The sequence below is a fragment of the uncultured Shewanella sp. genome (assembly GCF_947501225.1).
In the GTDB taxonomy this organism is placed as follows: Bacteria; Pseudomonadota; Gammaproteobacteria; order Enterobacterales; family Shewanellaceae; genus Shewanella.
The window spans coordinates 32,711-59,704 of the sequence record NZ_CANMUW010000014.1; the positions used below are offsets into that span (position 1 = coordinate 32,711).

Consider the following 26,994-nt stretch of genomic DNA (forward strand, 5'->3'; position numbering starts at 1 on the left):
TCACCGCCTCAACAAAGACCGAGTTCACACTTTTTATTTAAAATAAGATGTAGTTAACACTTGTTTTATCTATGCTCCTATGGCCTAATCCGCACCGATATCACACCAAGCTTAATCAAACCTTAATTTTAGTCACAGTTTGCCTCGTGGGGTAAACGATTAATCTGCTGTAGGAACTGATCTATGCTCTACCTATTTCTGCTCTCTCTCGCCGTTCTGGCCCTGTTAAGTATCATATTCGAGGAGGTCACCCACCTGAATAAGGCCAAGACCACACTATTTTTTGGTTGTGTCTCCTGGGTTGTCCTGTTTATGAGTGCCGGCTCGCCGGCCCATGAGAAGATCGTAGAAGCCGAACTCAACGAAAACCTGCTGGAGATAGCCACACTCTGGTTGTTTCTGATGTCGACAATGACCTTCGTTGCCTATCTGAATGCCAAAGGGATGATCCAGATCTTAGTACAGAAGCTGTTCCCTCAAAAAGTTTCAGTACGGATGCTGATGTTGCAGGTGGCCCTATTCGCACTGCTCCTGTCTGCCATTTGTGACAACGTCACCGCAACTCTGGTATCACTGGGACTGTTAACGACATTCAAACTCGACTCTCAGATGCGCCGCCGTATGGCGGTTCTTATCATCTTTGCGGTTAACTCAGGCGGAGTGGCATTAATCACCGGAGATGTCACCACCTTAATGATCTTCCTCGGTGGACATCTTCAGATCTCTGAGCTGCTGTTGCTATTTATCCCCGCAGCCGTCAGTGTGATGTTACTCGCCCTGCTATTTTCATTGAAGGCCGAAGGCCATGTCAGCACGACACCAATAAGCAGAGACTATCGCAGGGTCGATCTGGTCATTGCGGCGATCTTTTTCTCTACAATCGTTGCGACAATGGCATTGAACGTACTGTTTAACGTGCCACCGGTATTAACGTTTCTTACCGGCCTCTCCGTGATGTTCCTGGTCGGTCACAACTCCCGAAGCAACAAGGAGGAACTGCAGATCCTCGAATATATACGCCAGGTAGAGTACGACACCCTGCTCTTCTTCCTCGGCATACTCCTGCTGGTCGGTATGCTGAAAGAGATAGGCACCCTGGATCTTCTTACTCAGGTCTACACTCAGTTTGACCCTGATATCTCAAACTTTGTGACCGGTATAGGCTCGGCACTGCTGGATAATGTGCCACTGACCGCGGCGCTGCTGAAGGCCGAGCCGATTCTCAATCCCCCTCAGTGGCTGGGGCTGACCTACTCGGTGGGTGTCGGTGGTTCTCTGCTGGTGATTGGCTCGGCGGCGGGGATAATCGCCATGAGTAAGGTTAAAGAGTTGACGTTCGTCAGCTACCTGAAATATGTCCCGGCACTCTTGTTGTGTTACAGCTTAGGTTATGGCTTAACCTTGCTGCTGGCATATCAATTTTATGGCTAGAGGTATGAGACTCCAGTGGTGAGATCCCAAGTGTGGGTGTGAGGTGTGAGGTGTGAGGTGTGAGGTGTGAGGTGTGAGGTACGATAACTTGTAACAAGAGCCTCGCACCTCATAACCGCCGCTATATCGCCGGTACCTTAAACTGAGTTCCCTCAATCGCCAGCACGACATCTCTGGGGCGTATCTCAATAATCTCCAATTTGCCACTAATCATATCGCCTTGCTGTAACTCGGCTCCATCAACATTGAGCCAACGATTACCCGGATCGCTCGCATACACATGAGCGTGAATATTAAACTCTGGTACCTGTAGCTGCAGCCCTGCCGGCAGTTGACCATATTTAGGCAAGTTATCCTGCTTTGGTACCGGGATAGGGTCGAGTTTGGGCTCCGTCACGGAGCTGGCTACAGACTTTTCTACCTCAACCTCTTTTAGCGCCGCTTCAAATGCCGCCAGCAGCTTGTTCTTACTCTGGTACTCATTCTTCTGCCCGGGAGCCACAGGTTCGGTGGAACTGTTGTCCATGCCCAGCTCTGAAGCAGCTGCATCAACCTGAGACTTAAGCGACTCCAGCACCTCCCGGCCTCTCTGATTACTGTTCGCGCCTAATATAATCGGCTCCTCATCCATAGCTGGCGAGACCTCTGTAGGCTGTTTTGCCACTTCGACGACCCTAGCCCTATTCTGCGGCACAGCTTCAGCCTGAGAATATGAATTTTCGATATCGACAGGCTTGACCGGAAGCGCCACAGCCAGAGGCAGAGCAACTTTTCCGGCCAGTTTAACTTGCTCACCACCGCCCGAAGCGGAGCCACGTTGCTCTCCCCTGTGTGAGTTAAGGTCATGAGCTACACCACTTAAGGGTTCTGAGTTACGGGTCTTAACAGTTAAGGCATCAACCGACACTTGAGTAGTATGAACATTACCTGATGTGAAGTGATCTCTGGCCAGCCAGACGATGACGATCAACAGGCTCAATATTATGATGATAAGAGATAACATCAATATGTTCTTTTTGGGTTTGGTAAAGTCATCATACTGGGCCCGGGGGGTTAACACAGGATCGAGATCTGACTCCAGCTCCTGCTGTTTCGAGCGCGTGACGGCTTCGAGCAATATGGACATCAGTACTGCCCCTTACTTTCTACCAGCCTCGGGCCCTGAGCACTCAGGTAGAGGTTCAGTTGCACCAAAGTTTGACTGCCTGCAATCGCATCGGCCCTGAGGCCGTGCTCACGTTGGAAGCGCTTAAGTTGCTCTTCCAGCTGGCTATCGAAGCGGTTGACCAATCTTGGAACCGTGTTATCGATATGCGCTAAGGTATTCTCCAGCCACTGTATCTGTGCAGGGTTAGAACCCCTGCCGATCTCTCCGGGTTGCTCTGCAGGCGCCTGCCAGAGGAGCTCGAAGGTACCACTGAAGTGACGGGTAAACCAATCTCGCTCGACCCAAAGTTGTTGCTCATTGAGTTGCAATAACAGTTGGTCTCCCTGCCTAGATACTACTGTGCCATAGAAGGAACGCTGCTGATCATCTACAAGGTAGACAACCGCCGGAAAGTTTAACCGTACAAGGGAATTCCAGTTTCCCTGTTGCTGAAAACATGACAAGCCCTGTTGCTGGGCCGACTGACACGCCGTAAGACCAATATAGGGCACCTTCCCCCATAGGCCGAGAATGCTGGCATAGGCGCTGTCTATGCTGCGACTGCTCTCTATTGCGGCGTTGAGCACTCGTTGACCGGAGTTAAGCTTTGCAGGGGGCGCACTTTCACGGCGCTCAGCTTGAGCCGCCACCGGCACGGCTTGATGCTCTACTCCGTCCTGTGACACAGAGTTCATCTGGTTAAAAATCAGGTAACCCAACACGCAAGTTAATCCTAGCGCTGTGATACCCGCCAATGGCAGCAGGTAGTTGGTCTCTTTAATATCTTCGCCCAACACTTCAGATGCTGCGCTGTTTACCATCTTATGGTCGATTGGGACTTTAGACTGAGCGTAGCCGGCCATCAGCGCCCGTTCACACAGCAGGTTGATCAGCCTGGGAATGCCACCGCTATATTTATGCAGGGCCTTGATCGCTCGGGTGTTAAACAGCGGCTCATGACGGCCCGCCACCTGTAACCTGTGCTGCACATACAGCCCCACCTCTTCAGGTGTCAGGGGAAGCAGGTGATATCGGGCGGTGATCCTCTGTGCCAGCTGACGCAGCTCCTGTCGCCTTAACAGCTGCTGCAGTTCGGGCTGACCGATAAGGATAACCTGAAGCAATTTTTTCGTATCTGTCTCCAGGTTAGTCAACAGACGCAGCTGCTCAAGCACTTCGGCACGAAGATGCTGAGCCTCATCGATAATAAGAACGGTATTGCGCCCCTTCTCATGGTTGGCCAGCAGGAAATTGCTCAGCAGATCCGTCAGCCGTTTCAGACTGGGTTCTTTCTCGTACTCGATAGCGAGTTCGTCGCACAAAGTAGCCAGTAGTTCAAGCTCGGTAAGAGAGGGGTTAAGAATAAATGCCGTATCGGTATTTTCCGGTAACTGGTTCAGCAGACAGCGCGACACAGTGGTTTTCCCTGTGCCCACCTCGCCGGTCAGGAGTACAAATCCGCCGGTTTCTCCCAGCCCGTATGTCAAATGAGCCAGCGCCTCGCGGTGCCTGTCGCTGAGGAAGAGGTAATGGGGGTTGGGTGCGATAGAGAAAGGGTTATCGCTTAATCCAAAAAACGCCTTGTACATGCAGCTATCTATCCTTATTACCGGTCCGGCTAATAGTAAAGATTAAAAAACAGTTAAAACTAAAGCTAACGGCTCATCATGTCAAAAAATGCGGGAGAAAATGAGGTCAATAGACGCATATTTTACAAATGAACGTGACTCAATCGTGTTTTGTTGCGGCTCGATAGACAATGCGTGATAATCATAGGTTAATCTCACCTGTGCAACAAAAGCGAATTACCAGTGAAATTCTACCTCGTCGGCGGCGCCGTTCGCGATAACCTGCTTAACCTTACAGTCAAAGATCGCGATCATATGGTCGTCGGTGCAACCCCGGAGCAGATGCTCGAATTGGGATATCGTCAGGTCGGCAAAGACTTCCCCGTTTTCCTGCACCCAAAGACGCAGCAAGAGTATGCCCTGGCCCGTACGGAGCGAAAAACCGGTGTAGGTTATGGAGGCTTCAGCTGTCATGCCAGCCCCGATGTCACCCTCGAAGAGGACCTCCTGAGACGCGACCTGACCATAAACGCCATCGCTCAGGATGAACAGGGGCAGCTATACGATCCTTACGGTGGCATAGATGACATCAATAACCGAGTCTTAAGGCATGTTTCCGATGCCTTTGTCGAAGATCCCTTAAGAGTGCTCAGAGTGGCGCGCTTTGCCGCTCGTTTTCACCGACAGGGCTTCACAATTGCAGAGGAAACACTGGCGCTGATGAAACAGATCAGCCACAGCGGTGAACTCGAGGCCTTGACTGCCGAACGGGTTTTCCTCGAGCTGGATAAGGCCTTGGCAACCGAGAGCCCTCATCTGTTTATCCATGTACTCAACCAATGCGGAGCACTGGCCATACTCTTTCCCGAGATCCATGCACTATTTGGTGTGCCGCAACCGGTAAAATGGCACCCCGAGATAGACACCGGCATACACACCCTCATGGTATTAGAGCAGGCCGCGAAGCTGAGTGATGATAACGCGGTAAGATTTGCCGCTCTGGTTCACGATCTGGGCAAAGCCTTAAGCCCGAAAGAGCACCTGCCTAAACACCACGGTCATGGCCAGAAAGGATTAGCCCTCATAAAGGCGCTGTGTAACAGAGTACGGGTACCCAATGACTATAGAGATCTGGCCCTGCTGGTGTGCGATCTTCATCAGAATATCCACCAGATTGAAGAACTCAGGCCCGATACCTTAGTGAAGATATTCGATAAGGCAGACCTGTGGCGTAAACCCGAACGACTCGAGCAGATAGCGCTCGCCTGTGAAGCCGACGCCAAGGGGAGGTTGGGGCAAGAGGAGTGGGTCTATCCGCAAGCAGACTATTTCAGACAGTGTTTTGAGGCTGCGAACAAGGTTGCGGTGAAGCCCATCATTGAGGCGGGCTTTAAAGGGGCTGAGATTAAAGCTCAACTGCAACAAAAACGTATTGAAAGTGTCGCAGAAATTAAACAAAGCATTAATAAAATATAGGGCTTATATAGTCAAAAATCGGGACGATGTTTAAAAAACAGTCCTTCAACTTGCATTTAAGCCGATATTCGTTAATGTATTCAAACCTAAGGGTGAAAAATCATAGCAAATTAAAATAGCTATGACATAATTAACAAGTTGCAGTCGTATATTACTACTGCTCCATTCCAATCCAACCTAATATAAAGGGATTTCCCAATGAACAAAAAAGTACTGATGATTGCTGGTGTAGCAATGACTGCCCTTCTAGGTGGCTGTGCAAACACTACTGCTCTTGAAGAAAGCGTAGCTAACCTTGGCAACAAAGTTGACCAACTATCATCTGAAGTTAGCGCTCTGAAGTCAGAGCAAGGTGCTCTATCTGCAGACGTTAAAGATGCAAAAGCAGCTGCTATGGACGCACAAGCAGAAGCTAAGCGCGCAAACGATCGTCTTGACAACGTTGCTTCTTCTTACAAGAAGTAATTTGTCTGTATCGGCAATGCATTAGTGTTGCCGATATCTCCTCCTCTTTTTTATATCACTCTTTACCTCACTCTCAATACCAAATCACGCCTCTCTGCACTCATTACTTGTAACCGCTGGATTTCAGGCTTTGGCCGAAGCTCGCCCATAAAAAAGCGCCCACCAGGGACGCTCTTTTAAATCTCTTTCTGAACCACCGGCAAAAGCTATAAGCTGGCCGAAGGCTCACTCTCGTCTGTAGGCTCGCTGCTCGCCGTCGACTCAATGCCCGATATTGATTTAACATCCTGCGGTTCATCTGTCTGGCGAATATTTACCGGTAATCCGTTTTGGGCCAGCAGGGCATCATTAGCCTTGAAGCTATCTATCCCCTCCTGGCTGATAAACTTCACAACTCCCGCCTTCATCGATACGACCTTCTCACGATGCTTATCGGATTCAGACTTAGACAGCGCCGAGTGTACTTCGATGATCTGGCTTCCGTCGGGCTCCGAGGAGATCTTAACGGTTTCATTGATCACTCTCACCGAGTCTCCATACTTAGCCTGATGGAACAACCACTCTATATCGTCAGGGTTCAAGCGAACACAGCCGGAGCTGACACGCATGCCGACACCAAAATCTTTATTGGTACCATGGATCAGATAACTGCCGTCTCCGTAAGATAGCTGCATAGCGTACTTACCCAATGGATTATCGGGGCCGGCTGGGACGACAGGCGGCAACACCTCGCCACGCTCTCTCAAGTGATCACGGCGAATGCTCGCAGGTGGCGTCCAGCTGGGATTAGGGATCCTCGACTTAATCTTGGTCACCATCTCAGGGGTTTCGCGGCCGACACGTCCAATACCCACGGGAAAGACATGCACCTCTTTACCATTTGTCGGGAAGTAATAGAGGCGCAGCTCAGGCAAGTTGATCACTATGCCCTCTCTGGGAACATCGGGAAGCAGCATCTGAGTGGGAATAACAAGTTTAGTCCCGACTGTAGGAAGAAACGGGTCTACCCCAGGATTCGTCTCCATCAGCTCCAGAATCCCTATGTTGTACTCCTTAGCTATGGTCTGGAAGTAGTCTCCCTTCTTTACCACATGCTCCTGTACCTCACCGATAAGCCGGCCTCCCTTCTCCGGCAACTGATACACATTAGCCATGGCTACTGCAGGAGCTAAGCTTAAGATGAACCACACAATTACTCGCATCATCGGTATTTCTACTTCCTGTTCTGTTTAAATTATTTACCAGTTTTGGCTGCGACTCACGCATCTGTTACATACAGTGCCGAGTGAAAAGCGGTATCACAACCTGAGCCTAAAGATTAACCTGAGTGTCCGCTAATGCCTAGGAGAAAATAGGCCACACGCTATCGCTTCTTCGACACTGTGATAACAAAATCGATCTCCAGCGCCTCAAACGATGCGGCCGCAATCTGCTTACGCACCTTATCGTTGGCTCTCCAGGCGTAGGGTGTCATCTCCAGCAAGGCAATGGCCTGCTCACCATTAAGTGCCAGCTTAAAACTGACCCGCTCGGTCTGAAGCAACTCCAACGCTTTAGATTGAGGAATATTAAGCGATTTCTCCTGCATATCTGGGTAGATAAACTCTCTGAGCTGCCACAGGTGACGAGGAGCCGGTGATACCTGTATCAGCACTCCTCCCGGCTTTAATACCCTAAGCAGCTCCTTACCTTTGAGCTGCTTATCAATCAGAGTCACCAGATCAAGGCTGTCATCGGCCAGAGGCAGCTTCTTTAACGTGCTGACAATAAAGGTCGTATCTTGTTTCTTGTCACACCCGATATCAGTTTCACCTGAATCAACTGCGGCCTTAGCCTCTGACTGAATCTTAGCGGCAGAGAAGAGTGCATTCTCGGCCTCGGTGATCCCATAAGCGCAGAGTCTCTTGGCTATATTCCTACCATAGTGACTCTGCGCAAGCTTAGCTCTGAGTTCACGCAGGTAATAGCCCTCGCCACAATCGTAGTCGAGGTAGTGAATCTCTCCGTCACTCAACTCTGCCGCGATCAGCATCGCCTCAAGCTTTTCGATAACCGGCATAAAGATCCCCGACTCTAACAGGAAACGCTTGGCGCGCATTACCTGTCTGGAATCGGTCTGCGGCTTCTTAGCCTGACTAAAGGTCCAGTAACCATTGGCATTTTTATCAAAGTGGTGTTTCTTACAGCAATGCAGCCCACCGGATGCCTCATGAATTAACAGAGGTTGATCGCACACGGGGCACAGATAGATACTTTTCATAATTTCTCTTTCAACGGCGATGAGCACACTGCTCTTCACATAATAATCTGCTTAGGCAAACATAAATGCACAAAGTATTGCGCCTAACACCAAACGGTAGACGACAAATGGCGTCATCCCAATGCGGGCGATAAGTTTTAAAAACAGATGAATACAAGTATAGGCCGCAGCGAAGGAGACGATTATGCCCAGAGACAAAGCTTCATAATCTATCGCCAAGCCACTGGATAACAGATCTTTAGTCACCAATATGGCCGCACCTAAACTGACCGGGACAGACATCAAAAATGAAAATCGCGCGGCGGCCTCACGACTGAGTCCCAGCATCAATGCGGCGGTAATTGTCGCCCCCGAACGCGAGGTTCCCGGAATCAATGCCATAGCCTGAGCCAGACCAATGACCAACGCCTTTTTCCAACCAACCTGAAATTCGGTAAATCCCGGCCTGAACATCCTGTCCGCCCACCATAGAAGCAAACCAAACACGATAGTGGTTGTTGCAATGACTGCGGTATTTCTCAGGTAAGTTTCAATAAACTCTTTCGCGGTGAATCCGACAATAACGGCCGGAATGGTTGCAAGGATAATCCACCAGGAAAGTTTACTCTCATCGGTCTGTTTTCGAGTGATAATACTGTCGGTCCACGCTTTGAACATAGACCAAAGCTCGAGCCTGAAATAGATCACAACGGCAAGCAGTGAACCTGTGTTAACGGCGACATCGAATGAGAGTCCCTGATCTTCCCAGCCAAGCAGTTGCGACGGTAAGATTAGGTGTGCAGAGCTGGAGATAGGCAGAAACTCGGTCAACCCCTGAATAAGGGCCAAGACTATGACCTGAAAGGTATCCATAGTTATCCTTTAAAAAATTGCTAAATATAAAAACAGAGCTGAAAACAAAACCAGATCCGAAATAGAAACAAAACTTAGGACGGCGCCCAGGTAAAGGGAACCGGGCAAAGTTGCTGCGAACTCTTATCATAATCATCCCAAAGGGATTGATAACTCCGCTCTGATAGCGGATGCACCAGATCAGGCGCAATCTCGGCCATAGGCCAGAGAACAAAGGCATTCTTTGTAATTTCGGCCCTTGGAAGCTCCACCGGCACCTGAGTCACGACGTCATCATAAAGCAGCAGGTCAAGATCTAACGTTCTAGGTGCAAACTTCTTTGCCCCAACCTGACGGCCATTAGCTCTCTCGATTCGTTTAAATAACGCAACCACCTCAGCAATGCTCAAACTCGTATCGACCGCAACAACCATATTAAGGAAATTACTGCCATCGAAGCCGACCGCTTCACTGTCATAAACAGATGAGAGTGTCAGTTCACCAAAATGGTAGCTGAGCTCACTTAAGGCAGCCTTAAGGTAACGCTCCGGCTCAATGTTACTGCCTAAGCTGATAAAGACTCGCGCGGTCATTTAACATTGACCCCGCTCTATCTCCACACCCACAGCAGCTGCGCTCGGTACGGCTCCGGGCTTCATTACCGTCACCTTTACCCAAGGCACATTAAATTCGGTCATTAAACAGTCGGCTATCATCTGCGCTACCGTCTCAATCAACTCAATTGGCTTTTCGGTAATAAGAGCGGTGAGCCTGTTGGAAACGGTCTCGTAGCAAAGTGCGTGTCGATAATCATCAGTCGCTGCGGCGGGCGTATTATCCCAGGCCATATCCAGATCGATAACCAGACTCTGATTAATCTTCTTTTCCCACTCATAAACTCCGATAACAGTTTCAACCTTTAACTGTCGTATTAAAACCTTGTCCATGACTTCTCCGAATGTGAACGCCGCCTATGACCTCTTGATAATCATTTTCAATGAGGTCATAAATATTTGGTCATTTACCACTGAGGTCAGATAAGCTAAATCGGATAAAGAGGATATAATCCGAACCTAATCAGTGATATTGTTCGATCTCTCTTTCTAACGGGATAAAACCCAAGTAGGATAAGCTTCTATAGAGAGATTTTACAGCCCAAACAAACCACTCTCTATACAAGAGCGAGAGACGGTAAATATTGAGCAAAACTTTTTGTGGCGCGATGATACCTTAAGAAGGGAAAGGAAACCAATTTGACCATAACTATACTCACCCTGGGAATGATATTGGCCGCCTATCTGGCAGGGTCGATCTCCAGCGCAGTGCTAGTATGTCGATTGCGTCGCCTACCCGATCCCAGAACGGAGGGCTCCGGCAACCCGGGGGCCACCAACGTACTACGAATAGGCGGTGCCAGCTCAGCCGCCATGGTGCTATTTTTCGATATGCTCAAAGGCGCCCTTCCCGCCTACCTGGCATTTCGCTTAGGCATAGATCACGTCGCGCTCGGTGTTATCGCTATTGCAGCCTGTTTAGGACACATCTTTCCCATCTTCTTTAAATTTAGGGGCGGAAAAGGGGTTGCAACTGCATTTGGTGCCATGGCCCCCATTGGCCATGAGCTGGCTCTGGCATTGATGCTGACCTGGATTATCATGGTGCTCATAACTCGTTATTCATCCCTTGCAGCTATCACCACGGCAATATTAGCCCCGGCTTATACCTGGTATATGGATGACAGGTTTACCATTCCTGTCGCCATGCTATCGACCCTAATCCTCATTCGCCATAAAGATAACATTCGCAGGCTGCTCAAAGGGGAAGAGTCCAAGGTGTCGCGAAAGAGAAAGTAGCGAGTTGCGAGTTGCGAGTTGCGAGTTGCGAGTTGCGAGTTGCGAGTTGCGAGTCAATGGTAAAGAAAGCCTGAAAAAGTTAAAGCCTCTGATCCCAGTTCTAAGCTCTCCAAACATAAAAAAACACCCCGCCTGTTAAAGACGAGGTGCTTCATTATAGCTCCAGGCTCCCCAGCATCATACCGCCGGTAGCGTATCCAGTGGCCAGCGTGGCTCTCCTTTCACACCCAGATCTTCAATCTGACCGGCTTTGAGTCTTTGCAAACCGGCATAGGCAATCATGGCACCGTTATCGGTACAAAACTCACCACGGGGATAATAGACCTCTCCACCCAGAGCCTGCATAGTCTCGGCTAAGGTCTTACGCAGGCGGGCATTGGCGCTCACGCCGCCGGCAACCACTAAACGCTTATATCCAGTCTGTTTCAGTGCACGGCGACACTTGATAGAGAGAGTATCGACGACCGCCTCTTCGAAAGCACAGGCGATGTTAGCGCGTGTCTGCTCATCATCGGGTTCACTGGCGATTGTGTTAGCAGCAAAAGTCTTAAGTCCGGAGAAGCTGAAATCCAGCCCGGGCTTATCAGTCATCGGCCTTGGAAAACGATAATGACCCGACTCACCTTTAGCTGCAAGCTTTGACAAACGCGGTCCGCCCGGATAATCGAGCCCCATCAATTTTGCCGTCTTATCGAAGGCTTCACCGGCCGCATCATCGACAGACTCACCAAGCACCTCGTACCGGCCAATTCCCTCGACGCCGACCAACATAGAGTGTCCGCCGGAAACAAGCAGAGCTAAGAAAGGAAATTCAGGCACATCATCTTCAAGCATAGGCGCAAGCAGGTGACCTTCCATATGGTGTACACCGACGGCAGGTTTTCCCCAGGAGTAAGCTAGTGAACGCCCCACACAGGCTCCGACTAACAAGGCACCGACAAGACCCGGCCCCTTGGTATAGGCAACCCCATCAATATCGTCCAGGGTACAATTTGCATCGGCTAACGCTTGCTTAACCAGTGGAACTATCTTTCTTACATGGTCTCTGGAAGCCAGCTCAGGAACGACACCACCGTAATCGGCGTGAAGCTTTACCTGACTATATAGTGTATGAGACAACAAGCCCTGCTCGTCATCAAAAACAGCGACTCCTGTTTCATCGCAAGATGTTTCAATACCTAAAACCCGCATCATATCCCGTCAAACTGTCATATAAAGGCTGCTAATTCTACCTCCTGTGCTTTAATTATACCAATAGACTTACTCATTCTATTTTCATCGGATAGAATTTAGAGCCCCAGCGATAGCGTGCGGATCTGAGAAAAGATCGGACTCGAAAAAAGATCTTAAAATAGGATCGCAATAGGGGCTTTACAAACGGTGTTAAGTCGGTATAGAATTCCGCACCATTTTTAAATTAACTTGGGTCAAGTGATTGACTCATTACAAACTACACCTAAGGGGTGATGGCGTATGCCAATAATTAAAGTACGCGATAACGAACCATTTGACGTAGCACTACGTCGTTTTAAACGCTCTTGTGAAAAAGCCGGTATCTTAGCTGATGTTCGCGCTCGTGAATTCTACGAGAAGCCAACTACTGCACGTAAACGTGCTAAAGCCGCTGCAGTTAAGCGTCTTGCTAAGAAGCTTTCTCGCGAAAATGCGCGTCGCGTACGTTTATACTAATCTCTTATGAGCCTAGTTGATCAGCTAAAAGACCAGATGAAAGAAGCCATGCGTGCCAAAGAAAAGGTGCGCTTGGGGACTATTCGTATGGCATTAGCCGCCATCAAGCAGATTGAAGTGGATACCCGCGAAACTCTGACTGATGACCAAGCTATAGCGGTCTTAACCAAAATGGTTAAACAGCGTCGCGACTCGATTGCACAATATAGTGCAGCCGGACGTGATGAGCTGGCAGCAAGTGAAGCAGAGGAGATTCAAGTTCTTGAACACTTCCTGCCTAAGCCTCTTTCCGAAGAGGAAATTGCAGAGCTAGTTGATGCATCTATTACTGAAATGGGTGCATCCTCCATGGCGGATATGGGTAAAGTAATGGGAGCGTTAAAACCTAAGGTCTTAGGAAGAGCTGATATGGCGGCAATTGGCGCCTTGATCAGAGCTAAACTTAAGTAATTAGTGTTTGATGCGTGAATAAGCCGTGCTCTTGCACGGCTTGTTTGTTTATATTGTTTCTCTTTTATCTTCGCGAAAGGCGGCATTTACTGAACTAATGGCGATACCTCGTGATTTTATCAATGAGCTGGTAGCTCGAATCGACATAGTCGATCTTATTGACGCAAAAGTACCTCTGAAAAAAGCGGGTAAGAATCATTCTGCCTGTTGTCCGTTCCATAGCGAAAAATCGCCCTCTTTTACCGTAAGCCGGGATAAGCAGTTTTACCATTGCTTCGGTTGTGGTGCCCATGGAAATGTTATCGACTTTGTCATGGAGTATGACCGACTCGACTTTGTCGATGCAATTGAAGAGCTTGCCGGACAGTTGGGTGTTGAAGTCCCGCGGGAACAAGGAACAGGTCCAAAGCGTGATCAGGGACTGAGTCGCGATCTCTATCAGTTGATGGAAGAGGCCAGCCTCTATTTTCAGAATCAACTCAGACAACATAATGACAAACAAAAGGTGCTCGATTATTTAGCTCATCGAGGCCTGTCCAGTGAGGTGGTAAGCCACTTCAACATTGGATTTGCACCCGACGGTTGGGATGGCTTACTGAGCCGCTACCGTCAGAATCAGGATGCACAAGACAAGTTACTCACCGCCGGAATGGTTATCGAGAACGATAATGGCAAACGTTACGACAGGTTTCGTGACCGGCTTATGTTCCCCATTCGGGACAGAAGAGGCCGGGTTATCGGTTTCGGTGGTCGAGTTTTAGGCGATGGTACGCCAAAATACTTGAATTCTCCGGAAACGCCCATATTTCATAAGGGCAATGAGTTATATGGACTCTATGAGCTGAAACAGCGTCATCGAGATCCCCAACGGGTACTCATTGTTGAAGGCTATATGGATGTGGTTGCTCTGGCACAGTTTGGCGTCGACTATGCGGTCGCGTCTCTGGGGACCTCAACCACGGCAGATCAATTTCAATTGCTGCTACGTAGTGCCAAAGAGGTGATCTGCTGTTATGACGGAGATAAAGCCGGCGCCGAAGCGGCGTGGCGCGCTCTCGAAACAGCACTGCCCTTACTAAAACCTGGGAACCAGGTTAAATTTATGTTCCTGCCTGAAGGTGAAGATCCGGATACTATGGTTCGCCAGGTAGGTAAAGAAGCATTCGAAAATCAGATTGATGGTGCGCAGGCTCTGCCCGAGTTTCTTTTTGAAACCTTAGCCAAACGATATGGCTCAGATAAAGGGACCCTGGCCAAGCAAGCTATTGCTCTGACAGAGAAGATACAAGATACCGTTCTACAGAGTTTATTACTTGAGAACTTAGCCTATAAACTGGGCATGAACGGTGCGGAAGAGCTGAAGAGGAAACTTGGTTTCTCCTCAAAAGAGCAAGTAAAACCTCTTCAAAACAAAGCGTTGAAAGGACGTGGAACACCACTGCGATTAGCCATCGCCTTGTTAGTACAACATCCTGGACTTGGTGAAGGACTGCCTGAGCAACCAGCGCTTAAACACCTGAAGATGGCCGGCATTGAACTGCTGATCCTCTTATTAGACGAAACTCGTGCCAAAGTAAAAAGCAGCGCACAACTACTTGAGCAGTTCAGGGGCGATAAACAACTTAGCACCCTGAAAAAACTGACCCAATGGGATCATCAAGTGGCGGATGAAAACTTACAGCAAGAGTTCAAAAAAACCCTGATCTGGTTGAACAATCAATACATTGAACAACGCTATCAGGAATTGAGTCTAAAACAGAACCACACTAAAGAAGAAAGGATTCAGCTGACTAAGCTAATCTCAGTCATAAAAGGCTAAAATTAAGGCAGTTTCTGTCTCAAAAGTAAGCACTTTGACTGGCACAAGGAAGCGCACAAGGCTATAATTGACGATTTGCGCAGCAATGTTTTGCGCGTTGTTTTAACAGTTACCCAACTTGGATGATATCTATGGAGCAAACTCCTCAGTCGCAACTCAAATTGTTGCTTGCCAAAGGTAAAGAGCAAGGTTACTTAACCTATGCAGAAGTGAACGATCACTTGCCTGCAGATATGGTCGACGCCGACCAGATCGAAGATATTGTCCAGATGATTAATGACATGGGTATTCGCGTCTATGAACAGGCGCCGGATGCTGATGAAATCATGATGTCTGAAGACAGCACCGACGAAGATGCTGCCGAAGAAGCTGCCGCTGCACTTGCAACTGTAGAAGCCGAATTAGGTCGTACAACAGACCCGGTCCGTATGTATATGCGTGAAATGGGTACCGTTGAGCTGCTTACCCGCGAAGGCGAAATTGTTATCGCTAAGCGTATCGAAGAGGGAATCAATACGGTTCAGGCTTCGGTTGCCGAGTACCCGCAAGCGATCGCCATGATCCTTGAGCAGTACGACCGCTACGAAGCTGAAGAAGTAAGATTGTCTGATATCATCTCAGGCTTTGTCGATCCTAACGCCGAAGATGTTGCGCCTACTGCGACACACGTCGGCTCTGAGTTGTCCGATGAAGAACTTGAAGATGAAGACGATGAAGAAGTTGAAGACGCAGAAGGCGATGATGAAGACGGTCCAAAGGGACCGGACCCAGAGGAAGCCAAAGAGCGTTTCACGCAGCTAAGAGAAGCGCACGAAAACACACTTAAGACCATCGCTCTTAAGGGCCGCGGTCACCCAGAGTCTACTCTGGCACTATTTGAGATTGGTGAAATCTTCAAAGAGTTCCGCCTGATGCCTAAGCAGTTCGACCGCTTAGTCAAGAACATGCGCGCTATGATGGACAAGGTACGTGTTCAAGAACGTCTCATCATGAAGCTTTGTGTTGAACAAGCTAAGATGCCGAAGAAGAATTTCGTTAAGGTTTATACCAGCAACGAAAGCAGTATCGAATGGTTTAACGACGAACTTGCCTCTAACAAGCCATATGTCGAAGGTTTAGAGATGGTAGAGCCGGATGTCCGCCGTTGCCGCGCTAAACTCGACTCAATTGAAGAGGAAACCGGACTCGCGATTGGTGCTATCAAAGATATCAACCGTCGTATGTCTATCGGTGAAGCTAAGGCCCGCCGCGCTAAGAAAGAGATGGTTGAGGCAAACTTGCGCCTGGTTATCTCTATCGCTAAGAAGTATACCAACCGTGGTCTGCAGTTCCTGGATCTGATTCAGGAAGGTAACATCGGCTTGATGAAAGCGGTAGATAAGTTCGAATACCGTCGTGGTTATAAGTTCTCGACCTACGCAACATGGTGGATCCGTCAGGCGATCACTCGCTCTATTGCCGACCAGGCAAGAACGATCCGTATTCCTGTGCATATGATTGAGACTATCAACAAGCTGAACCGTATCTCGCGTCAAATGTTACAGGAGATGGGTCGCGAACCTTCACCTGAAGAGTTGGCCGAGCGTATGTTGATGCCTGAAGATAAGATCCGTAAGGTACTTAAGATTGCCAAAGAGCCTATCTCTATGGAGACGCCGATTGGTGATGATGAAGATTCGCACTTAGGTGATTTCATCGAGGATACCACTCTCGAGCTACCACTGGACTCGGCTACAGGCGAAAGCTTGAAGAACGCGACTCACGAAGTACTTGCAGGCCTGACGGCCCGTGAAGCGAAAGTACTGCGCATGCGTTTCGGTATCGATATGAACACAGACCACACTCTTGAAGAGGTGGGTAAGCAGTTCGACGTTACACGTGAGCGTATCCGTCAGATCGAAGCGAAGGCACTGCGTAAACTACGCCACCCTTCACGCTCTGAGATCTTGAAGTCCTTCCTGGACGAGTAACGCTTAGCCAGCTCACTGTGCATCTATAGAAACCTGCCTCAACGGCAGGTTTTTTTTGATTGAAATTCGACTAAAGCTAACTCTTTTTGATTAACAGATAAGCAGTTGAATTCAAAGTTGTGATTTCTTCATAGATCACGGGTGACAACGGCATTTAAACCTCGTATACTTCTTTTCGCTTTCGGTGGTGACGACCTCCTTAAGTAGGCCCCTTAGCTCAGTTGGTTAGAGCATACGACTCATAATCGTCAGGTCCACAGTTCAAGTCTGTGAGGGGCCACCAATTTAAAAACAAAAAAGCCCATTGAAACAATGGGCTTTTTTGTGTCTGAAATTCAATCTACTGTTGCTTCCTTTAATATGTCGCGTTCCTGCGTCACAGGTTTCAACTCTTTTTCGAGCTACCTTATCCGAGCTTCCTGCCCGCTTGTTTGCTGATAGTGCTTGCTGTCTGAGCCATACTTCTTTATCCAGTTGTAAAGACTATTGGTGGAGACTCCAAGATGCTCTGACACACTTGCTACAGTATGCCCTTGCTCGATGACTTGCTTAGCGGCTTGGATTTTGATTTCTTCGATAAATTGCTTGTTCATTTGTCCTCCTGTGGACTTCTGATTGTAAATCAAATCCGTGTCTACATGAGGCTGGCCGATTCACCTGTTTTTTGTGTGGTCTCTGTTTTTACTCTCTATCCGGCCGAATTCAGGTGATTGATTGTATGCAGACAATAGGAGTGTTAAAGCTAGCGAATATATTGATTTCACATTGAAACTTCCGTGTGTTTAGGGCTGAACCTTAAAGATGCGAGGCCACGAGATATGGCCCCTTTTGTTAGTGAACCTCGAACGCTGATATTTACTTAATTAGCTCTGTTCTTTGTTGTTGCCGATAAAAAAAGGAGAATTCCAAGCCCAAGCACTACGATTCCACCCCAAAAAACTACTGGGTCATATGGAGTACCCCCACCCATTTGTGCTAAACCACTAACCAAAGCGCAAGTACCACTTGAGGAATAGAGGCAAGTTGCAGCTTCACTAAGCTGCCCGCCAAACTCCTTTACAACTTGGCCATAGAAGTTAGCCCACCAAAGGAAGGCGCAGAATGTTATGGCACCGCCGCCCCAGAGCAACATTTGTGTTAGTTTAGCTATATCTATTCCTTGAATTGGTATTGAATGGTTCTGCATAGGCTTTTTAGCGGCTTTCATCTTGGAGCGGTTTATGAGTTCATTGGCTTTGTCTGTGCCGGCACAAGAGCTACAAACAACATTGGCAACACCATAGTTGATCCGTGTATCAGACTGGCAAATTTCACATTTCATTCTAAATATCCTTTTTAGTTGTTATTAAACTTATAATTTCTGTGATGCCTTTATATGAGATGCGTGTTGTTGAATGGTCACAAAATCATTCTCCAAGACTATAATCTCATCTCTTTCCTGGAATGGCTCTAAATCTAAAATCGCCATTTCCTGCCAACGAGTTCCGGGCTTCTGCAGTATGACCAGATGGGTACTGCTTCTATCAGTCATCTTGAACCTACCACCAGTATCGACTGGTATTTTCTCACCAATGAGTCCCAAATAAATTGCCGGTACTTCATCCATGGGTAGTGCCCGTTCTTGAATTCTGGCGAGCTCTGTTTTTACTTTCTCTTTGGTAATGACTTCTGTTGAAAGTGCCTTTAGATGCTTCTGAGCGAACTCTAAGTTTTTTCGATAGCCAAAGAGTGCACTAGGCTCGCCAAAACGCCATTCACGGCCAACATCATGAGTATCAGAGCTAAGAGGGTCTTTCGTGGGGGTAGACAGGTATGAATCATAAAGATTGGAGTCAGAGCGCCCTTTCGAGGCTTTCAGAGCGAGTGTTAAGACTTTATTTAACCGTTCTTCTCCATATAACTTACGTATATCAGCGATGATTTCTTTCTCTCGCTGAAACGAGTAACTCATTTTCTTAACCATGTAGTATGCACAGAGGGTCACATTTCCGTGTTCGATCTCACCAAGATAAAAGCTTGCAGATCCGGCTTTATACTTGTTGTCTTCCTGCCACCAGCTCTTATGGCAGGGTTTTGAGCCTTTTTCTCTTGTTGGGTAAAAGTTGTCTTGTAAAGGTTGTCTTTTTGCATCAAAGAAGGCCTTTTTGGTGCGGCTTAACGTTGCTCCAATCTCACTAATTTCCTTCTTAGCCTTTTCTTTTTTAGCAATGGATTGGGCTCGTAACTTGTTCAGTTCGTCTTGCCTTGCAAGAAATTTATCACCTCTTGCGATTATGGACTCTTTAGCTGCTAACTCTTTAGCTATGAATTCTTCATACTCCTTGATCTGGCTCTTAACGTTGGCTATATCATTCTTGTTTTGATTAATCAGATTAATTTCTACGTCTTCGAGTGTCAGGACAAAAGCATCTTGGGCCTCGTTACGGTACCTTAACTCTAGGCCAGAATTTAAAGCTTGCTTTAGGCCTTCTCTACCTAAATCAATATCTCGTTGGTCCCTATCGAGTAATAGGTTTTGAATTTGCTTATTAGCCTTGTCTATCTGTTCTTTGTTGGTTTGAAGAATGATGGTTTCAGCATGGTCGAAGTTCTTGGTGTCGATCCGCCCAAATTCGGGAGCCTGGTTGCAGGCTGAGAGCAGCAGGAGAGCGACAGGTAGGTAAAGTGGTTTCATTATTAAACTTCCATGTGTTTAAGGTTTAACCATTAAAGTTTTCTAATGTAAGCAAGTCAATTAAGGTTGACTAAAATGTGACCTATGTGTGATTCATTGATAGGGAATGTAAAACAAAGGTGTCGAGAGACTATTGAACATAAGGGGAAAGGGTCGTGGAAATTGAAAGTTTATGGCTACATACTTGTATTGTCTTTAAAGGTAGATCAAGAGTTGCCCAGTGAATCTCCACAGCTATCACTCCCCGATAGGGCCTCTTGAGCCATTAACTAACCAAGTGAGTAGAATCGATTTAAACAATAACAGCCCTCACTCCCCCTCTTCAGAATCTATAGTTACAGGCTCCTCTGTTACCATCGACAGATGTACAGATTATGGCTTTTTATAAGCCATTCGGTTTTTAGTGACACACTCCACTATTCAAAAGATAAAACTAATGTAACATATACATCCATAAGAAAAATCTCATTTAATAGAGAGTAAAACGGAGAAGTTACAGATGTTCATGATTGAGTTAAATGATACCGGCTGGAGATACTGGCTGCTAACGGCTGCACTGCTCACCTACGGAGTGGCCGCAGATCCTATAGGTTTTACGCTTGCAATAGGCCTTACCCTGGTTCATCTGCTCCACTTCATTGTCAGTAAACGAAGTATCACCGCATTTCCGATACAGGTTCGCGTATGGTACTTGTCACTCCTGCTGCTCGCACAGGTCGACGGGCTCAACTGGATATACTGGATCCCGGCAATCGGCACCTGGGCTCAAGTACTCTTCGGTTACTGCGCCATGGCACGCTTCGTTTCACTGCTCCCCTGGAACAGCAGTGAGCGTTTCTCATTGAATTTAATACTGCGGACATTTGTTGCCCGCCCGGTAAAGGGAAGCATCAAACAGAAGGTTGTTGCTGAACGGCATTAGCGACTCTGTAATCGGCTAAATCCACATTTAACCCATCGAGTATGAGCGCTTCAGCCGAGCAGCTGAAGCGCTATCATCATAATATACAGAATAAATCTCTTTCATACTTTAATATTAAAAATCTCCAACACCGTCATATCAATAGACCAAGCATTTTATTTATTTCAATAATAAATAAAAAGTAGAAAGAAGCTAAAACGAATTTACCTTAAGTAAGCGCGTTCTATAAACAAGCTAACATATATCATATACGAATATAAAAAGCACTAAAGAAATACTTATCAAAAACATATTTAAAGCAACGTTAATTTGACACTATCATATTTTAAATATGCTTTAACTCTATATATTTAACTAACATTTTAAATATAACACCATTTCAGCCCCGCCCTCAAAACAAACGCTAACACACTGTTTTAACCAGCTTTTCAATGAAGAAGTATTAGCGGCATTATTAACACCTTATAGACGTTATCGTGATAATAGAACATTTTAAATTCTCAATTGAACTAACCCCGTCATCGAACTCATCTAAACTTTAGTGACTGGACATAAAGCACTAGTTTACCAGCTTGAATTTAATATAAATTCTGAGCAAAAACTGTGTGAGCAAGCTCTAGTAACACTTATCATTACTCATTGTTTAATATATCAACAACAGAAACTCATGGATAATTAGGAGTTAACATGAACTGTTCAAAAATCAGCTCGCTAGCATTAGTTGTTGGCATCATGATGACACCAAACATATATGCGGACAATTCGGCCTCTTCATTTACCAAACCTGGAACAGCCATATTCGGTGCCGTAGCCAACAGGGCCGAATTAGCTACGCCCGATGGTTATACCAAAGTCCTGACTACGGAGCTGAAAAACTCAGGCACCCCCAAAGATCTGGTCATAGGTCTTTCATTTGAAACCACTCTATTTACTGAGACTGTGGTGAGGAGCAAGGGTGGTAATAAATCTTCGGCTACAGCGGCAGCTACGATAGAGATGAAGGTGTATGTAGACGGCCAAATGGTTGAACCCGGAAATGTGGTATTTGACAGGCGTGAACAGACACTATTTGCCAGCCTGGGCGGAGTGCTCGATTGTGTCGATGAAGTAGAGGTTGACACAGGTGTACCCGATGGGATCATCGGCTTCGATGAGTGTAACCTTACCGATGAGGAGATAGGCCTGATACTGGATACTACCGCGGCTCACTCCTTTAACTTCCTTGCCTATGATATAGGCTCTGGCTCTCATACCATTGATGCCTACGCCAAGCTGACCTGGAACGATGAGGTTGTTACTCCGGAGGCAAACTCCAGTGCCAACGCCTCTCTAGGAAAGGGCACACTGACGGTCTGGGAGGTGCACGGTTCTAACTCAGTTGAGTAATTCCTTCTGTAGATGACTTCTACAAACTGGGGGCAGTTACGAAAAATCATGCTACAGGTAACCCGAACTCCTAGCCTGTAGCATTTTAGCTCTGCCCGGAAATGCCGCTAGTAATAACTAAGGTATCGTTTATCTGAAGCTCTCATTTATCGTCTGAAGTACATGGTTACCCGGACAGAGCGTCTCCTGCTTCAGGGCATTGAGCGGGGTATCAGTCGTCTGGTTTATCTCATGGTAATCATCGGCTTCCGGGTCGATATACATTAAACCTGTCAGTATCTTTCCTTCGGCCTTCACCTGCTCAATTCTGGCCATGGCATGCAGACGGTCGTGGGCATCATAATCGGGCTGAATTCTAGACAGGCGCAATATCGAGCCGTCATGGAGGCAGATATCCTCGCTGTCGGCATCGCTGTTCTCACAGCGGATCTCCTGTTTAACCGGTACAAAGTCCGCTACCGAAGCCGTGACTATATGGTCATGAACATAGTCATAGGAGCGCGTCGACTCCGGGGTGTTATTAAAGGTGACACAGGGAGAGATGATATCGATAAAGGCGAAGCCCTTATGACTTATCGCCGCCTTGATAAGGGGGACGAGCTGAGCCTTATCACCGGAGAAGCTACGGGCCACAAAAGTCGCACCAAACTGCAATGCGCTGACGCACAGATCGATATCGGTGAACAGACTGGCTTCACCGGCCTTGTTTTTCATCCCCTGCTCCGCCGTGGCTGCAAGCTGCCCCTTAGTCAGTCCATAGACTCCGTTATTGGCCACGATATAGATCATATTAAGTCGTCTGCGAACCACATGGGCGAACTGTCCGAAACCGATAGATGCGCTGTCTCCGTCACCCGACATCCCCAGATAGATCAAATCTCTGTTAGCCATATTCGCACCCGTGGCCACCGACGGCATACGTCCATGCACAGTGTTAAATCCATGCGCGTGGTTGAGAAAATAGTTGGGCGCCTTGGAGGAGCAACCAATACCGGATATCTTGGCAATACGGTGAGGCGGGAGTGATAGCTCGGCGCAGGCCTGGGTCACAGCGGCAGTAATGGCATCGTGTCCGCAACCGGCGCACAAGGTCGACAGGGCCCCCTCATAATCCCTGTGGGTTAAACCTAAGTCGTTCACCTGCAGACGTGGGTGCCTGAACTGTGGCTTTCGATAGCTCATACCTAACTCCTCTCCTTTAGCCTGCCACTTGATTAGTTTGCGCCGATAGCTGCTCCTGCACAGAATCTGCGATAAACTCACCCGTAATGGCTAAACCATCGTAATGAAGGACGGGCGTCATCGCCGCCGGGTCTATCATCAACTCATTACATAGCAGTGTTCTGAGCTGTCCGTCTCTGTTCTGTTCGATCACAAAGACCTGATCATGACTATCGATAAAGTCGAGCACCTGAGCAGCGAAAGGAAAACCTCTCACACGCATGGTATTCGTCTTTACCCCCTGCTCAGCCAGCAGTGCTACCGCCTCCGGAATCGCTTCCTGAGTCGAGCCATAAAACACCAGTCCCACAGATGCCGTCTTAGCAGTAAGCGAAATCACCGGCTCAGGCAGGAGTTTGGCTGCGGTAGCAAATTTATGATTCAGACGCTTCATATTATTGGTGTAATCTTCAGCCTTCTCTGAATACGCAGCCAGCTCATTACGTGAGGTCCCCCGGGTAAAGAAAGCCCCTTTCTTAGGGTGAGTTCCTGGCAGGGTGCGGTAGCAGATCCCATCCCCGTCGACATCGGCATAACGGGCGAAGGCGGCAACTTCGTCCAACTCATCGGCATTGAGTACTTTCCCCAGATCATACTTATGCGCATCATCCCAGTTGAAGGGACGGCTGAGATGGTGATTCATTCCGGTATCGAGATCTGTCATCAATATGACAGGGGTCTGTAGCCTGTCGGCCAGGTCGAACGCCAACGCGCTGAATTCGAAGCACTCATATGGCGATGATGGCATTAAGAGCACCTGCTTACTATCGCCATGGGAGGCATAGGCACAGCTCAGCATATCCGATTGCTGGGTGCGGGTCGGCATCCCGGTCGAGGGCCCGGCCCTCTGAACATCGATTAGCACCAAGGGAACTTCGGCAAAGTAAGCCAGCCCCAGAAACTCAGTCATCAGTGATATTCCGGGACCACTGGTGGCAGTAAAGCCGCGCGCACCGTTCCAGCCGGCTCCCATGGCGATGCCTATGGCGGCTGGCTCATCTTCGGCCTGAACAATGGCGTAGTTTTTCTGTCCGCTGGCAGGATCGATACGCAGGCGCTGGCAATATGATGAAAACTTCTCGATAACAGAGGTTGAGGGAGTGATTGGATACCAACCGACAACGGTGGCCCCGCCATAGACCGCCCCCAAAGCGCAGGCGGTGTTACCGTCGACCATGATTTTGTCGCCCACCAGGTCCCGGCGTTCGAGGTGAATGGCCAACGGACAGCTAAACTGCTTAATAGCAAATTGAAAACCCAGTTCCAGAGCGTACAGGTTTGGACGAATTAGCTTATCTTTGCCCTTGAACTGCTCCGACACCAACTGTTTGAGCACCTGAAACTCCAACCCCAGCAGCGCGGCCAACGCTCCCACGTAGATCACGTTCTTAAATAGCTGTCGCTGCCGCTGATCGCTGTATTCGGTGCGGCAGATCTCGGAGATAGGCATCCCCAGAAAGGTAATGTCTTCACGCTCCAGACGCTTAGGTAACATGCTGCTGGAGTCATAGAGCAGATAACCGCCGACCCTAACCGAGTCGATATCATCACTCAGGGTTTGGGCATTCATGGCCACCACCATCTCCGGTGCCCCCTCGCGCCGCCCCAGGAAGCCTTTCTCGCTAATCCTCACCTCGAACCAGGTAGGCATCCCCTGAATATTCGATGGGAAGATGTTTTTAGCACTTACCGGCAGTCCCATTCGCATGATGGCCTTGGCGAACATATTGTTGGCACTGGCTGAACCGGTACCATTGGTATTGGCAAAGCGCACCACAAACTCATTGATTGATTTACATTGGGTCATCTGATCGCCGCCTTTGCATTAGTCAAAGTAAACTTCCCCATCTCCCTGGCGCTTATTGAAACAACCAAGCCCGGCACACAGTCCACACCGAAGTGAACTTCTGCTGTTTGAAATTGATGCCAGATCATTCGATCGTAGCCTTCGCATCATTCAAGATAAACTTCTTCATATCCCATGCTCCCGTAGGACAGCGCTCGGCGCACAAGCCACAATGAAGGCACACATCCTCGTCCTTAATCATCAGATGGCTCGTCTTCAGTGGCCCTGACACAAATAGCTCCTGATCGGGATTTATATCACTGACCCTGAGCCTGTTAACCACTACGGGATCTCTTACCTCAATGCCCTCGGCTTGAGCCGGGATAAAGTTGATGCAGTCCACCGGACATACATCCTCACAGGCGGAGCACTCGATGCAGATGGCTTCAGTGAAGATGGTATGAACATCGCAGTTCAAACAGCGGTGAGCTTCACCCAGGGCCAGCTTCTCGTCGTAGCCCAGCTCGACCTCAGTTGCCAGCCTCTCTATCGCCTCCTGCCAATCGAGACGCGGCACGGCATAGCGGGTATCCGGTTTTATCTTATTGTGGTAGCTCCACTCATGAATCCCCATCTTCTGACTGACAAGGTTAAAATCACTGACCGGCCTTTCCGTGACAGGGTCTTTACCCTGACACAACAGGTCGATAGAGATGGCCGCCTTATGCCCGTGAGCCACAGCGGTAATGATATTCTTGGGACCAAAGGCGGCATCACCGCCGAAGAAAACCGTCGGCAGGGTAGACTGCAGTGAAGTCTCATTGAGCACGGGCTGCTGCCACTCATTAAATTCGATGCCGATATCACGCTCTATCCAGGGAAAGGCGGTATCCTGTCCTATTGCGATCAACACCTCATCACACTCCATCATCACGGTTTTTCCCGTTGGTGTAAGCGTACGTTTTCCCTTCTCGTCATAACTGGACTTAAGCTCCTCGAACAACACCCCCTTAAATCTCCCCTCCTCCATGATGAACTCTATGGGGGTGTGATTGGGGATGATCTCGATATCTTCACCGGCGGCGTCACTCTTCTCCCAGGGAGAAGCCTTCATCGCCTCGAAAGTCGAACGCACCACCACCTTTACCTGCTTTCCTCCCAGACGCTTAGCGGTTCTGCAGCAGTCCATTGCGGTATTACCGCCCCCCAGCACCAGTACCCGCTCACCGATACTCGAGGTATGGCCAAATGCAACGCTGGCCAGCCAATCTATTCCCAGGGTCAGATGCGCCTTCGCCTCCTGGCGCCCCGGAATATTGATATCCCGGCCTCTGGGCGCTCCGGTTCCCACGAAAACCACATCAAATATCTCCTCAAGCATGGCTTTCATGCTATCGATCGCAACGCCATAGCGCACCTTAAGCCCCATCTGCAGGATCAGTTCCAGCTCTTCATCGAGGACCGTTTCCGGCAGGCGAAACGCCGGGATCTGACTACGCATCATGCCACCGGCCTGCAGGTCGCGTTCAAACAGGGTGATCTTATATCCCAGCGGCAGTAGATCCCGCGCAACAGTCAAAGAGGCGGGGCCGGCACCTATCAGGGCAATATGCTTACCATTTTTAGTTCTGGGGATCTTGGGCAGCAGCGACTCTATCTCCCCCCTATAATCTGCCGCGACACGCTTCAGGCGGCAGATGGCTACAGGCTCATCTTCGACGCGTCCACGACGACAGGCCGGCTCACAGGGACGGTCACAGACCCGGCCTAAAATGCCGGGAAAGACATTCGACTCCCAGTTGAGCATGTAGGCTTGGGTGTATTTTCGGTCGGCAATCAGACGAATATATTCGGGCACCGGCGTATGGGCAGGGCAGGCTTGTTGGCAGTCAACCACTTTGAGAAAGTGTCGGTAGTTGGAAGTATCTGTTTTTTTCAAAGTAACAACCTTGGTTAATGACAGACTTAGTTAATGACAACTTAATTTAATGAGAGCAAAGTTTTCCTGTATATTTAATGTACATCATAATTACCAACAAGGAACTT

The 26,994-nt window shown here is 48.4% G+C and carries 25 protein-coding genes and 1 tRNA gene; 11 read left to right on the forward strand and 15 right to left on the reverse strand.

Annotation, left to right across the window (positions count from 1 at the left end; all coding sequences use genetic code 11):
- Positions 1 to 183 precede the first annotated feature (183 nt).
- A complete protein-coding gene (nhaD, locus tag Q1B47_RS17180; RefSeq protein WP_299796272.1) occupies positions 184 to 1,431 on the forward strand; it encodes a sodium:proton antiporter NhaD in 1,248 nt (415 codons plus the stop codon).
- 121 nt (positions 1,432 to 1,552) lie between these two features.
- Here nhaD and Q1B47_RS17185 read toward each other — a convergent pair whose 3' ends face one another.
- Positions 1,553 to 2,557 carry a general secretion pathway protein GspB gene (locus Q1B47_RS17185; protein ID WP_299796275.1) on the reverse strand — a complete coding sequence of 335 codons (1,005 nt, stop codon included), beginning with the start codon at positions 2,555 to 2,557 and terminating at the stop codon, positions 1,553 to 1,555.
- Entirely contained in the window at positions 2,557 to 4,167 is a 1,611-nt protein-coding gene (locus Q1B47_RS17190; protein WP_299796278.1) for an ExeA family protein, read from the reverse strand. The genes Q1B47_RS17185 and Q1B47_RS17190 overlap by 1 nt, the downstream gene beginning before the upstream one ends.
- 222 nt (positions 4,168 to 4,389) lie before the next feature.
- Here Q1B47_RS17190 and Q1B47_RS17195 point away from each other — a divergent pair, with 222 nt between their 5' ends.
- Complete coding sequence (locus tag Q1B47_RS17195; RefSeq protein ID WP_299796281.1) at positions 4,390 to 5,622, forward strand: multifunctional CCA addition/repair protein; 1,233 nt, start codon at positions 4,390 to 4,392, stop codon at positions 5,620 to 5,622.
- Between the two features lie 198 nt (positions 5,623 to 5,820).
- Entirely contained in the window at positions 5,821 to 6,087 is a 267-nt protein-coding gene (locus tag Q1B47_RS17200; protein WP_299796284.1) for an Lpp/OprI family alanine-zipper lipoprotein, read from the forward strand.
- Positions 6,088 to 6,293: 206 nt separating this feature from the next.
- Here the strand turns inward: Q1B47_RS17200 and Q1B47_RS17205 are convergent, their stop codons facing one another.
- The 5 genes from Q1B47_RS17205 to folB all read right to left on the reverse strand — a co-directional run bounded on the left by Q1B47_RS17205 (position 6,294) and on the right by folB (position 10,125).
- Positions 6,294 to 7,292, reverse strand: coding sequence for a L,D-transpeptidase family protein (locus Q1B47_RS17205; RefSeq protein ID WP_299796287.1), 999 nt, complete (start codon positions 7,290 to 7,292; stop codon positions 6,294 to 6,296).
- 158 nt (positions 7,293 to 7,450) lie between these two features.
- The gene (locus Q1B47_RS17210; protein WP_299796290.1) at positions 7,451 to 8,347 is read right to left on the reverse strand and encodes a methyltransferase domain-containing protein; all 897 of its coding nucleotides are present in this window, start codon (positions 8,345 to 8,347) and stop codon (positions 7,451 to 7,453) included.
- Between the two features lie 51 nt (positions 8,348 to 8,398).
- On the reverse strand, positions 8,399 to 9,199 hold the full coding sequence (locus Q1B47_RS17215; protein ID WP_299796293.1) for an undecaprenyl-diphosphate phosphatase: 801 nt from the start codon (positions 9,197 to 9,199) through the stop codon (positions 8,399 to 8,401).
- Between the two features lie 74 nt (positions 9,200 to 9,273).
- Positions 9,274 to 9,771, reverse strand: coding sequence for a 2-amino-4-hydroxy-6-hydroxymethyldihydropteridine diphosphokinase (folK, locus tag Q1B47_RS17220; RefSeq protein WP_299796296.1), 498 nt, complete (start codon positions 9,769 to 9,771; stop codon positions 9,274 to 9,276).
- Entirely contained in the window at positions 9,772 to 10,125 is a 354-nt protein-coding gene (gene folB / locus Q1B47_RS17225) for a dihydroneopterin aldolase (protein ID WP_299796299.1), read from the reverse strand.
- Positions 10,126 to 10,431: 306 nt separating this feature from the next.
- On the opposite strand from folB, the gene plsY reads away from it, so the two are divergent.
- On the forward strand, positions 10,432 to 11,031 hold the full coding sequence (gene plsY, locus Q1B47_RS17230) for a glycerol-3-phosphate 1-O-acyltransferase PlsY (protein ID WP_299796302.1): 600 nt from the start codon (positions 10,432 to 10,434) through the stop codon (positions 11,029 to 11,031).
- A 177-nt stretch (positions 11,032 to 11,208) separates the two neighbouring features.
- Here the strand turns inward: plsY and tsaD are convergent, their stop codons facing one another.
- Positions 11,209 to 12,222, reverse strand: a complete 1,014-nt coding sequence (gene tsaD, locus Q1B47_RS17235; RefSeq protein WP_299796521.1) for a tRNA (adenosine(37)-N6)-threonylcarbamoyltransferase complex transferase subunit TsaD — start codon at positions 12,220 to 12,222, stop codon at positions 11,209 to 11,211.
- Between the two features lie 282 nt (positions 12,223 to 12,504).
- Between tsaD and rpsU the strand changes: the two genes are divergently transcribed.
- From rpsU to Q1B47_RS17260, 5 genes are all read left to right on the forward strand, one after another.
- Positions 12,505 to 12,720: a 30S ribosomal protein S21 gene (gene rpsU, locus Q1B47_RS17240; protein WP_012323795.1), complete on the forward strand. Its 216-nt coding sequence runs from the start codon at positions 12,505 to 12,507 to the stop codon at positions 12,718 to 12,720.
- 6 nt (positions 12,721 to 12,726) lie between these two features.
- On the forward strand, positions 12,727 to 13,170 hold the full coding sequence (locus tag Q1B47_RS17245) for a GatB/YqeY domain-containing protein (protein ID WP_299796329.1): 444 nt from the start codon (positions 12,727 to 12,729) through the stop codon (positions 13,168 to 13,170).
- 97 nt (positions 13,171 to 13,267) lie between these two features.
- Positions 13,268 to 14,989, forward strand: a complete 1,722-nt coding sequence (gene dnaG / locus Q1B47_RS17250) for a DNA primase (protein WP_299796331.1) — start codon at positions 13,268 to 13,270, stop codon at positions 14,987 to 14,989.
- Between the two features lie 131 nt (positions 14,990 to 15,120).
- A complete protein-coding gene (gene rpoD / locus Q1B47_RS17255) occupies positions 15,121 to 16,959 on the forward strand; it encodes an RNA polymerase sigma factor RpoD (protein ID WP_299796333.1) in 1,839 nt (612 codons plus the stop codon).
- A 206-nt stretch (positions 16,960 to 17,165) separates the two neighbouring features.
- A tRNA-Ile gene (locus tag Q1B47_RS17260) sits at positions 17,166 to 17,242 on the forward strand.
- Positions 17,243 to 17,360: 118 nt separating this feature from the next.
- Here Q1B47_RS17260 and Q1B47_RS17265 read toward each other — a convergent pair.
- From Q1B47_RS17265 to Q1B47_RS17275, 3 genes are all read right to left on the reverse strand, one after another.
- Positions 17,361 to 17,552, reverse strand: coding sequence for a transposase (locus Q1B47_RS17265; RefSeq protein ID WP_299796335.1), 192 nt, complete (start codon positions 17,550 to 17,552; stop codon positions 17,361 to 17,363).
- Between the two features lie 266 nt (positions 17,553 to 17,818).
- Positions 17,819 to 18,280 (reverse strand): hypothetical protein, encoded by a 462-nt coding sequence (locus tag Q1B47_RS17270; RefSeq protein ID WP_299796337.1) that lies wholly within the window; start codon positions 18,278 to 18,280, stop codon positions 17,819 to 17,821.
- A 30-nt stretch (positions 18,281 to 18,310) separates the two neighbouring features.
- Complete coding sequence (locus Q1B47_RS17275) at positions 18,311 to 19,633, reverse strand: hypothetical protein (RefSeq protein WP_299796340.1); 1,323 nt, start codon at positions 19,631 to 19,633, stop codon at positions 18,311 to 18,313.
- A gap of 505 nt (positions 19,634 to 20,138) precedes the next feature.
- Between Q1B47_RS17275 and Q1B47_RS17280 the strand changes: the two genes are divergently transcribed.
- Positions 20,139 to 20,555: a hypothetical protein gene (locus Q1B47_RS17280; RefSeq protein WP_299796342.1), complete on the forward strand. Its 417-nt coding sequence runs from the start codon at positions 20,139 to 20,141 to the stop codon at positions 20,553 to 20,555.
- 687 nt (positions 20,556 to 21,242) lie between these two features.
- On the forward strand, positions 21,243 to 21,941 hold the full coding sequence (locus tag Q1B47_RS17285) for a hypothetical protein (protein WP_299796345.1): 699 nt from the start codon (positions 21,243 to 21,245) through the stop codon (positions 21,939 to 21,941).
- A gap of 129 nt (positions 21,942 to 22,070) precedes the next feature.
- Here Q1B47_RS17285 and Q1B47_RS17290 read toward each other — a convergent pair whose 3' ends face one another.
- From Q1B47_RS17290 to Q1B47_RS17305, 4 genes are read right to left on the reverse strand one after another with little or no spacing between them, the layout of a single operon-like run.
- A complete protein-coding gene (locus tag Q1B47_RS17290; protein WP_299796347.1) occupies positions 22,071 to 23,123 on the reverse strand; it encodes a 2-oxoacid:ferredoxin oxidoreductase subunit beta in 1,053 nt (350 codons plus the stop codon).
- A 16-nt stretch (positions 23,124 to 23,139) separates the two neighbouring features.
- On the reverse strand, positions 23,140 to 24,969 hold the full coding sequence (locus Q1B47_RS17295) for a 2-oxoacid:acceptor oxidoreductase subunit alpha (RefSeq protein WP_299796350.1): 1,830 nt from the start codon (positions 24,967 to 24,969) through the stop codon (positions 23,140 to 23,142).
- Positions 24,966 to 25,097, reverse strand: a complete 132-nt coding sequence (locus Q1B47_RS17300; RefSeq protein WP_299796353.1) for a hypothetical protein — start codon at positions 25,095 to 25,097, stop codon at positions 24,966 to 24,968. Before Q1B47_RS17300 ends, Q1B47_RS17295 begins: the two co-directional genes overlap by 4 nt.
- Positions 25,094 to 26,887 carry an FAD-dependent oxidoreductase gene (locus Q1B47_RS17305; protein ID WP_299796356.1) on the reverse strand — a complete coding sequence of 598 codons (1,794 nt, stop codon included), beginning with the start codon at positions 26,885 to 26,887 and terminating at the stop codon, positions 25,094 to 25,096. Before Q1B47_RS17305 ends, Q1B47_RS17300 begins: the two co-directional genes overlap by 4 nt.
- Positions 26,888 to 26,994: the final 107 nt, after the last annotated feature.